This is a genomic window from bacterium (assembly GCA_019695335.1).
Taxonomy (GTDB): Bacteria; CLD3; CLD3; order SB21; family SB21; genus JABWBZ01.
Window position 1 is genome coordinate 18484 of the sequence record JAIBAF010000047.1, and the last position, 10540, is coordinate 29023.

Here is a 10540-nt window from a genome sequence, read left to right on the forward strand (position 1 = left end):
GTTCGTATATAAGTAGTGACGAATTCATCGTGCCACTAACTCGGGAGGTTCCCTTGAAAACCATCATGATTCTTCTCGCCCTTGCCTTGTACCCATTGATCTTGTCGGCTCAGGACACGACGCAAGATGAGATGAAGCCACGTGAGCAAAGAATGTTGGTGGAATTGCCGACAGCCGGCGTACTCAGTAAAGGCGACTATGAAGTCGGTATGCGGCTGTTTGCCAATGGCGGGGTGCTGGCCAATATCAGCGTCGGAATGACTAATCGTTTTATGTTTGGTATATCTTACGGCGGCGAAAATTTTGTCGGCTCAGGCAATGTCGATTTTAACCCGTTGCCGGGCGTGGAAGTGCGTTACAGGTTGATCGATGAGTCCTTGGCGATGCCTGCGATCACAATCGGATTCAATTCGCAAGGATATGGACGCTATATTAAACGCACAACCGATTCAACCAGCAAAATCAATCGCTATACGCAGAAATCGCGAGGACTTTTTGCTGTTGCCAGTAAAAACTATTCATTTATGGGCAATCTTGGATTTCACGGCGGCATCAACTGGGCTGTGACGGAAAAGAAAGATAAAGACAATCAGCCAACGCTTTTTGTCGGGATCGATAAAAGTCTCAACGACGAATTATCAGTCGTCGGCGAATACGATTTCGCCGTTAATGATAACAAAGATATTGTCGGACATGGCCGCGGTTACCTGAACTTAGGCGCCAAACTAAGTTTCAGCGGCAAGGTGATGGTTGAATTTATGCTCAAAGATGTGCTCAATAATTCGAAAGAATTAGGCAAATTTTCACGGGAAATCCGGCTTACTTTTAATGACGCTTTTTGAGCGACATAGACATCATTGTTGCAAATTGTATCCTGTTGTGATTATTTAACACGCCAATCGTAGTTTTGAGCACTGCACAGTAGTTTTGACTTTTAAGTGTAAACATCTGATTTATTTTGAAATAAGATAATCGAAATTACGTTTTAAATATTAAACTAGAGGGCACGTTCGTTGCTCTAATAGTATTCAATGATGATGAGGTTTTCACGTCTATGAAAGTGAAGGTGATTTTATGAACACACAACATCCCTTCCGTTATATCCTGATTGGTTTTAGTTTTTGGATGTTCAGTCTGTCAGGATGTTATACCGTACTTAAACAATCCCAGGAATATTATGGAGAATTTGGCGATCAGGCAGCTCAATCCAATTCTGAGGCGATCGATGATTCAATGGTCGTTACAGAATATGATGAACAAGTTGTCGCGCCTGATGATGCCCAGACAGTTGTGATCAATCGGTATTATGCATCACCTTGGTGGCGCCCATGGCCTTATGCTTCCGGTTGGAGTTTGGCCGTTGGCTATTCATGGTATCCATCGTATACATATTGGTACGATCCTTATTGGGATTACTATTATTGGGGCGGATGCTATTATCCAACGCATTACGGCGGCTGGTATCATCATTATTATCCACAACCATGGTATGACGGTGGTTCGCCGTATTATTCCAATCGTTCCTACGGGCAACGTCGTTACAATACTTTCACCAATTCACAAAATCCTCTCTTGCCGGGCATCAGTACGATCAGTGCAGGTAGCGCATACGGTGGCCGTAGCTACAAAACATCATCGGCTTCGAATGTTTCGGATGTGAAGTCAGGCAGCAAAGATAAGAACGTTTCCAAAGGGACACAACGCAAGTATAAATCAGGCAGTAAAACGGCAGCCAAACCGGCAACGGAGAAAAAAGCAAAATCCGGCAGTGAGCGTAAATTTAACAACGGGTCCAAGAAATCCGGCGATTCAAAACGTTCCAATAACAGTGACCGCTCGTACAAATCGTCAACCAATTCGTGGGGAAATGGCGGCGCATCACGAAGCGCATCAAGCGGCGGCAGTCAATCTAAATCAAACAGTGCTCCAAGAAGCAGTGGCGGCGGCAGAAGCTATAAAAAGTAATTCTATGAAAAAGAATTCTAAAATATATTTTACTTTAGCATGGACGCTGTTTATAGCCATAGCGATGTCCGGATGTTATACGGTGATTATGCACACGCAAGTGGAAATTGCAGAGAAAGATACCGACGTTCATGCTTCCGTCTCCCATCGCAGCGAATGTATATCGTGCCATGATGAATCTTTTGATCCTTATGATTATGCGTTTGAAAGACATGAGACACCTTTCGACGAAAAGTCGTCATGGGTAATTTATTATGAAAATAACAGTCCGTGGTGGTACGGTTCTTCGGTTGAAACGGATTCAGATGATGAGAACGCCGAGTCATCGAATGACAATACTAATACAGCACGGCATTACGGCCGCCGCCGTTCGGCGTTGAATGAACAGAATACTACCAATTCTTATACACCCTCGGTGTCGGCGGGCAGTGGGACATCATTCATACCAATTTACAATTCATCAATGGCAGCATCGTCTTCTTCCGATTCCAATCGATCAAATCAGCAGTCTGCCGGTGACAACTCGCAAAACGGTTCGAACGCTCAAAAAAATAATTCCGACAACAAAAAACGAAATTACGGCGAGCGAAGGACAACCAAGAAAAAAGAAAAACAGTAGCAGGTGAGGGATATGAAAAAAATATCGATTATAATTCTAATAGCGATTTTCGGAACAGTCTCGATTTATGCGCAATCGGATCAGGACGCGATTCGTCCTTTTTACGATGAATTTGGCCCCGGCGCCAGGGCGATGGCGATGGGCGGTGCGTATGCACCTATCGCGGAGGATTTTACCGCAACGTACTGGAATCCTGCCGGCTTGGCACAAATCCGGAAGATGGAATTTTACGGCAGCCTTTCGCGCCATAGCATCAATAACCGTATCGGCTATCAAGGTACAATGACCGAAAACACTAACGGATTTACGAATATCAATGCTTTGGGATTGGTTTTTCCGATTCCAACTTATCGCGGAAGTTTGGTGTTTGCTCTCGGTTACAATCGCGTCAATCATTTTGACAATTTTAATCAAGTAAACGGCGCACCCATAATTGAAGGCAAAAGTTTTTCGCAAAACGAAGAAACAACGATCGACGGAAGCCTTAACCAATGGTCTTTTGCCGGTGCCGTCGACCTGACACCCAATTTCTCGCTCGGCGCTACTTTGAATCTTTTTACCGGTAAAAATAACGTCAATGTTTTGTACAACGAATTGGATGAAGAAGATATTATTTACGATGTGTATCGTCGTGATGTCAATTTCGTCATCACTCCGGATTATACTGGCTACAATTTCAAAATCGGTTCGTTGCTGCGTCCTATTCCAAATTTGCGGTTAGCGCTGAATATTACAATGCCGACGGTTTTGCATGTGGAGGAAAATTCAAGTTATTCCGAACTCGGAATGGATGACACACTGGCTGAATATATAATTAGCGATGATTCGTTCAGGAAATATAAATTAACGTCGCCATGGAAATTCGAAATCGGCGCATCGTACAAGTACCGTTTGTTCACGTTCTCCAGCAGCATGGAATTCGTCGATTGGACTGAGACACGTTTTAGTTCGAACATTCTGGATGAAAATTTTAATGACATTGACGGCGACATCAATCGCACTATTATCACCCGTTATCGTTCGACTAATAACTTTCATTTGGGTGGCGAGGCGATCGTGCCGTCGCTCGGAGCAAAAGTGATGGCTGGTTATTATTATAATTTTTCTCCCTACAAAAACGGTGTCGAAGCTGTCAGCAGCAATCGGCAATACTTGTCGGGCGGGGTGACGTTTTTATTGGATAAACAAGTGAAAGTCGATTTCGCTTACCAACACGGCTGGTGGAAGCAGTCCACGACGGATGATCTATTAGGTGTGGATCCAGACGGCAACTATTTTGCAACGAATGAAAAAATCAAAACAAATCGCTTTTTAGTGAGCTTGAGCTATCGTTTCTAAAATGTTTTTAACAAACCTACGAAATTATATAAACGGCGGATATGTGTCCGCCGTTGTTGTTTTCATCCTTTGCGCTGCTCCGTTTAAAAGTCTTTTAGCCGGCAATGCCGAGAGTGATACAACAAATAAATTAAATCAAAAAAAAATTTTATCGCCTGCGGAAAACCATTTTTTTTCTTCAGAAATTCAAAAAAAAATAAACGAAGTCGACGGCAAGAAAATTTTGGAATTTGTTAAAATACTGACAACGGATTCGTTTCAAGGGCGAGCATCGGGAACGACCGGTTATAATAAATCTGCTCAATGGTTGGCCGGTCAGTTTGAACAAATGGGCGTCAAACCGTTTTTGGAACGTTCGTATTTTCAACCTTTCAAAATTGCCAATCATGACATACAACAGCGTATTTATGCCGATACAAAAGGTGATTCCGCTGAAACATTCAATGTCGTTGGCTGGATTGAAGGAGGAGAATGGAAAGATGAATTTGTAGTAATAACGGCACATTTGGATCATCTAGGCATGAAGCGAGGCATGACTGATACCATTTATTATGGCGCCAATGACAATGCTTCCGGCGTATCCGTGATGCTGACCGTTGGTGAAACGCTTGCTGCCATGAAACCCAAACGCTCGATTCTTTTCGTCGCTTTTTCCGGAGAGGAAGTCGGGCTTTTAGGATCGAAATATTTTGTTGAACATTCACCGGTTTCTCTCAAGAAAATCCGTTTTTTTCTTAATCTGGATTTAGTTGGATCCGGGCATGATGGCCTTATGGTACAAGGCGTTAATAATTTTCCTCAAGAATATTCAATAGTATCTGAAATTAATAAATCCTTTTTTAATTTTGAGCTCAGCACGAGGCCCAATTCCCCGAATTCAGACCAATATTTTTTCAATGCAATAGGCGTTCCGGCATTTTTTATGTATGCTTACAAAGGCACTAATCCCTATCATTTGCCGGGAGACATCTGGCAGGGTTTGGATCCAATGATCATGGAAAACATGGCTAAATTTTCCGCAATGATTATTTGGAGATTCGCTCAATTTTAAAAAACAATATTGATAATTGACAAATGCATGGTTATTTTTTTTCTACAGATGAAAACGTATTTCTTTTTTCTCATCATCAGCTTTTGTTTTACGAAGGCGTTGGTCGGTCAGGATGTCCGTTGCGAAGCGACCGTTGATCGGACCACCATCGAAGCCGGTGAGACGTTTACGCTCTCGATCGAAGTGAGCGGCAATGACGTAGATGTACGCGGCATCCCGGAATTGCCTGCATTGAAAGGTATAGAACTGCTCTATCCTAATCCCGGTGAATCGACTTCCATTCAAATCATCAATGGTCGAAAAAGTGAAAGTAAAAGCTTCCAGTTTTTCTTGCGTGCTTCCCAAACCGGCCGCTGGACAATACCACCGGTCAGCGTTAACAATGCCGGTAAAGAATATCATACGCAAGCCATAACCATCGAAGTTGTGGGAAAAAACAGCTCGGGAAGTGCGGGTTCGGTTTCCGGACGTGAAGCGGATGTTTTTTTTGCAGCCGTGGCCGCCAAAAAAGAAGCCTATGTTGGCGAACAAGTTATGGTCGAATTCCGAATCTATTCCCGAGTTCCTGTGACGCAATATTCGCCGACCAAAGTTCCGAATTTCCCAGGATTCTGGGCCGAAGAATTTCAGCTGAAAGAACCGATTCAGGCTGAACGAGTAACCATCAACGGTAAAACATATTCGAGTTATACCATCAAACGTATGGCGGTTTTTCCGACGCATTCCGGCGATCTCAATATTGAACCGGCTGAGATCGAGTGCGAATTGCGCATTCCCCGTAAAAATAAGGGCAACCTCTTCGATGATTTTTTTACGCCTTTCAATGATCCGTTTGGAGAAGTGGTTACTAAAAAATTTTCAAGCGATACTATCAGGATACACGTTAATGATTTGCCAATCGATGGAAAACCTTCCGATTTTTCAGGTTTAGTAGGCACTTTTGATGTGAAAACTACTATCGATAAAACTCAATTGAAAACCGGTGAAGCCGTCTTGTATCGTGTTGAAATTTACGGTATTGGCAATATTAAATCGGTGAACGCACCGGAAAATCCGTTTAACGAAGAATTTGAGAAATACCCGGTTAAAAGTTCTGACGAAATTTTAAAAAACGGCAACATTGTCAGCGGTAAGAAATTTTTTGAATTTGTTGCGATTCCACGAACGAGCCGGACGTATGAGATTCCGGAGTATACGATCAGTTATTTTAATCCAGAGACTAAGAAATATGAATTCAAATCGGCTCAAGGCCATACGTTGGTGATTGAACAAGGCCGTGGAATGACGGCTGCCGGAAATTTGTCCAAAGAAGAAGTAGCGTTGATCGCTAAAGACATCCGGTTTATCAAAACGAGCCCGGAAAATTTAACAGCCACTTATGGGCCGATTTACACTCGTTGGTGGTATATTCTTTTATTGTTGGGGCCGCTGGGATTGACACTCGTGGCATTTGTTTATCAACGCTATCAGGCACAGCAAAACTCGGACGCGGTAAAATTAAAATACCGTAAAGCCAGTCCGATGGCTAAGAAACGTTTGAATCAAGCAGAAAAATTATTAAAAGCGCGTCAATTGGAGACTTTTTATGCCGAGGTGGCCAAGACGTTGACCGGCTTGATTGCTGACAAGTTGGGAATTTCTGAAGCCGGAATAATGACCGATACACTCGTTACGATGTTGCGTGAGAAAAAAATCGATGGACAACTCATCGACGATTATGTAGCGTGCTTGCAGCTCTGTGATCAGGCCCGGTTTTCTTTCGATCGAAATGTTCCCGAAAAAGTCGAATCAGTATATGAACGCATTCGGGATGCGATTTTTAACATGGATAAGGCGCTGTAACGGATATGATTCGAATTTTTGGATGGTTATTATTGGCCGCATCTGCCGTCGCCCAGGTCAGCGAAGCACCTGAAAGTATTTTCGAGCGAGCCGGTGAATTGTATCGCAACAAACATTATGCGGAAGCGGAAGCAGCGTATCAACAATTATTATCTCAAGGCAACGTCTTGTATGAGGTGTATTATAATTTAGCGAACAGTTGCTTCAAGCAAAAAAAATACGGCTACGCTGTTTTTTTCTATGAAAAAGCATTGCGTTTGGCGCCAGACGATGACGATATTCTTTTCAATCTTGAAATAACTCACGCCTATCTCAAAGATCAAATCATTGTTCCTCCTGATTTTTTTCTTTTTCATTATTATCGCCGGGCGCTCTATTTTTTTTCCATCAACACGCTCGTAGTTACCACCGTAATTTTGTGGAATTTTTTATTGCTAATGTTACTCATTAAGATGTTTTTCCAACATCGGCCGCGTTATTTTAATCACTCTTTATACGGAATTGTCTCGGTATTCGTTATACTGGCTTATATTTTTGCTGCCCGCGTATATATCGACTCTACCAAAGAAGAAGCGGTCATACTGAGCGGTGTTTGCGATATTAAAAGCGAACCCGATCCGGCTGCTTCAACAGTTTTTATTTTACACGAAGGTACCAAAGTTGAAATACGTTCGACGTCGGATGATTGGATCGAGATTCGCCTTGTTGACGGCAAAGTCGGCTGGGTCCGGCGTGGAGATGTTGGAATATTATGAACCCACCGCCAGTTAGCTGGGGACAACGTTTTCCGGCCATTAAACTTTCTCTGCTGTTTGCAGTAGCCGTATTTTTTATCCATTTTTTTCATTTATCTTCAGAATTTCCCGCCAATCATTCATTGATTTTTTCATTGATAGCGATTGGATTATTAGGAATAGCCTGTTTTTTACTTCAATACCGTGTTGATGTGTCGATGGTCATTCCTCTAGTCATATTGATCGCCGCCGCGCGCATGCCAACGGAAAAATTACCGGCCGAACACATTGCCCATTTTGCCGATCTTGGAAAACCGGTTGTGTTACGAGGCATTATTGCCAGCGACCCCGATGCGAATCATGAGAAAACAAAAGTTGTAATGGATGTGAATGAAATCCGGTTGTCACAAAATTTGTTTTTTAAAACTGAAGGAAAAGTTCTGTTGACATTACGCGCGGGGGGCAGAAAGCCCATTGCTTACGGCGATGAACTCGAGGTGTACGGAACTCTTCTCAAACCTCGCAACGAGCGCAATCCTGGTGAGTTTGATTATCGAGCCTATCTGGTCCGCCAGAATATTTGGGGACTGATGTACATCCGGGATTCGACCAATATTCGGTCTACCGGTAAAAACTTTGGTAATCCATTTTTCAGCCGCTTTGTTTTGCCTATCAAGCATTATGTCATGCGTCTCAACGAACAACAACTATCCCCTCTCTCGGCGTCCGTTCTTACCGGATTACTGGTAGGGGAACGTAGTGAAATTCCAAATGAAGTTATTCAGGCGTTTTCTCTAAGCGGAACAATTCACATTTTATCCTTAAGCGGTTTACATGTTGTTTTTATTTCCGCTTTGCTGCTCGGTATTTTCAGTTTTCTCAGGATTCCTTATGGCTGGCGGATTGGAATGACCATCGTTTGTTTAGGAATTTACGTTTGTATCGGCGAATTTGTGCCTTCGGTGGTTCGGGCAGCATTGATGACGACCGTAGTTTTGGCAGGCGGATTATTGCAACGCCGGCGGAATATTGTCAACAGCTTGTTTGTGGCATTGTTAATCATTTTGTTTTTTGATCCGTTGTCTTTATTTGATATTGGATTACAATTGTCGTTTGCAGCCGTACTTTCGATCGTTCTTTTTTATCCGAAACTGGAATCGGCCAGCAAGCGCATTGGTTTTTTCAAGAAACCGGAAATGGATTTTAAAGATAAAGTCTGGTCGCTGTTGATGGTTTCGGTGGCAGCCCAGATTGGAACGGTGCCTTTTAGCGCCTATTATTTTAATAAAATTCCGTTAGTCGCATTGGTATCAAATGTTGCCGTTGTTCCGCTTTCTAGCGCGGCTATGGGATTGGGCTTTTTCGCGGCGATCGCCGGAGCCTTTTCACCGATTATGTCATCGTGGTACGCGCACGTTAATGAATACGTGATCTGGCTGATGATCCAAATAGCGCAATGGTCGTCGAAATGGCCGTTGGCGTACGTCGAATATTACCAACTAAATTCTGTGGGCTTGGTTACGTTTTATTTATTTTTATTCTATGTAATGAACTGGTCCAATCTGGTGATTCGAAAAATCGGATTGATTGTAACAATTGTAGTCTTAATGATTTTCATGTGGAAGCCGGTTTTTTGGGCAACTCCGATGCGCATAAATTTTTTAGATGTCGGACAAGGGGATTGTACGGTCATTCAATTACCCGGTGGAAAAACAATGGTGGTGGACGCGGGCGATAAAGAACCGGACTTTGATAACGGAGAAAAAATTGTTGCGCCGTTTCTGCGTCGGGCCGGCATCACAACCATTGATTACTTAGTAATGTCGCATCCCCATGATGATCATATCGGTGGCATTGAATATTTGTTACGAAATTTTGAAGTCAATGAAGTGTGGGAAAGCGGGCAATTTTATAATTCCGAAAGCTATTTTAATATTCTCAATTTGATCGAACAAAAAGGCATCACACGACGAGTGGTTCATTCAGGCGATTTCCTTGCAATTGATGAAGCGGTAAACGTATATTTCCTGCATCCGAAATCCGGATTTGTTTCAGCCGTTTCGCAAGCACCATTAAATACAAACAATGCGTCGATAGTGATGAAGCTACAGTATCTTCAAAAAAGCATAATATTGACGGGTGACGCCGAAGAGTCGTCGCTTCATGCGCTCGAGCATTACGAGGATTTTTTAAAATCGGATATCCTGAAAGCTTCGCATCACGGTTCTTCCAACGGGTTGACCGTTGGTTTTTTATCGAGAGTTCAGCCGCATTATACGATTCTCTCGTGCGGTCAATTTAATAAGTTTAATCACCCTTCTCCGAAAGTCGTTGATTATCTTTACCGTGCCGGCAGCGCCGTTTGGCGTACGGATCATCACGGGGCAATCCAGTTCGAGACGGACGGATATTCCATCCGCCAAATCCGATAACGGATCATACTATGATTGGGTACGACTTACTTGTTTTGTTGGGCTTTTTTATCGGTACGATTTTGTACGCGGTGCTTCTGGGCGAATTGATCAAACGTCCCAACAAACTTTTTCATGAATTTGTCTTCATCGCATTGGTTGCGGTTTTGACGGTGTGGCACGGATCGCAGTTTCTTGCGATCATTATTAAACAGATTTTCGGGCGTGAGGCGTTAGAAGTATATTCAAAATTTCACTTTGCGGCTATCTACACGATTGCTTTTTTACCGCCGTTGATCGTGCACGTTCATGCGTCGTTTCTGGATCACGCCAAAAGCCTTGTCGGCCAAAGCGGCGTTCGATATAAAATTATCCCTCTATTTTTTTACCTTCCTGTTTTCGTGATCATGTATTTCGCCGAATATACGATTATCGATTCGCGAAAACGTATCATTGCCGAAAACCTGAGTTTTGTTCCACCGTTTATTTTCTGGCTGATCGTGTGCCTTTGGGTGGCATCGTTTTTGTCTATCCGGATTTTCATGTTAAGCCGTAACGAAAAATGGCGCCAGTTTTTTAT

The 10540-nt window shown here is 43.0% G+C and carries 9 protein-coding genes; all 9 read left to right on the forward strand.

What is annotated here, in order from left to right:
- The first annotated feature begins 53 nt into the window (after nt 1-53).
- The gene (locus tag K1X84_11980) at nt 54-842 is read left to right on the forward strand and encodes a YjbH domain-containing protein (protein ID MBX7152354.1); all 789 of its coding nucleotides are present in this window, start codon (nt 54-56) and stop codon (nt 840-842) included.
- 232 nt (nt 843-1074) lie between these two features.
- Nucleotides 1075-1965, forward strand: a complete 891-nt coding sequence (locus K1X84_11985) for a hypothetical protein (GenBank protein ID MBX7152355.1) — start codon at nt 1075-1077, stop codon at nt 1963-1965.
- 4 nt (nt 1966-1969) lie between these two features.
- Nucleotides 1970-2584 (forward strand): hypothetical protein, encoded by a 615-nt coding sequence (locus K1X84_11990; protein MBX7152356.1) that lies wholly within the window; start codon nt 1970-1972, stop codon nt 2582-2584.
- A 12-nt stretch (nt 2585-2596) separates the two neighbouring features.
- Complete coding sequence (locus K1X84_11995) at nt 2597-3922, forward strand: outer membrane protein transport protein (protein ID MBX7152357.1); 1326 nt, start codon at nt 2597-2599, stop codon at nt 3920-3922.
- Nucleotides 3923-3965: 43 nt separating this feature from the next.
- Complete coding sequence (locus K1X84_12000) at nt 3966-4973, forward strand: M28 family peptidase (protein ID MBX7152358.1); 1008 nt, start codon at nt 3966-3968, stop codon at nt 4971-4973.
- Nucleotides 4974-5000: 27 nt separating this feature from the next.
- Nucleotides 5001-6815, forward strand: coding sequence for a BatD family protein (locus K1X84_12005; protein ID MBX7152359.1), 1815 nt, complete (start codon nt 5001-5003; stop codon nt 6813-6815).
- Between the two features lie 5 nt (nt 6816-6820).
- Entirely contained in the window at nt 6821-7570 is a 750-nt protein-coding gene (locus tag K1X84_12010) for a tetratricopeptide repeat protein (protein MBX7152360.1), read from the forward strand.
- Nucleotides 7567-9981, forward strand: a complete 2415-nt coding sequence (locus tag K1X84_12015; protein ID MBX7152361.1) for a DNA internalization-related competence protein ComEC/Rec2 — start codon at nt 7567-7569, stop codon at nt 9979-9981. The genes K1X84_12010 and K1X84_12015 overlap by 4 nt, the downstream gene beginning before the upstream one ends.
- An 11-nt stretch (nt 9982-9992) precedes the next feature.
- On the forward strand, nt 9993-10540 hold a 548-nt coding region (locus K1X84_12020; protein MBX7152362.1), incomplete at its 3' end, for a hypothetical protein.

What these genes read in the sequence shown, in the direction of transcription:
- K1X84_11995 (MBX7152357.1), top strand. Translation starts at nt 2,597, where the DNA reads ATGAAAAAAATATCGATTATAATTCTAATAGCGATTTTCGGAACAGTC.
- K1X84_12015 (MBX7152361.1), top strand. Translation starts at nt 7,567, where the DNA reads ATGAACCCACCGCCAGTTAGCTGGGGACAACGTTTTCCGGCCATTAAA.
- K1X84_12005 (MBX7152359.1), top strand. Translation starts at nt 5,001, where the DNA reads ATGGTTATTTTTTTTCTACAGATGAAAACGTATTTCTTTTTTCTCATC.
- K1X84_12010 (MBX7152360.1), top strand. Translation starts at nt 6,821, where the DNA reads ATGATTCGAATTTTTGGATGGTTATTATTGGCCGCATCTGCCGTCGCC.
- K1X84_11985 (MBX7152355.1), top strand. Translation starts at nt 1,075, where the DNA reads ATGAACACACAACATCCCTTCCGTTATATCCTGATTGGTTTTAGTTTT.
- K1X84_11990 (MBX7152356.1), top strand. Translation starts at nt 1,970, where the DNA reads ATGAAAAAGAATTCTAAAATATATTTTACTTTAGCATGGACGCTGTTT.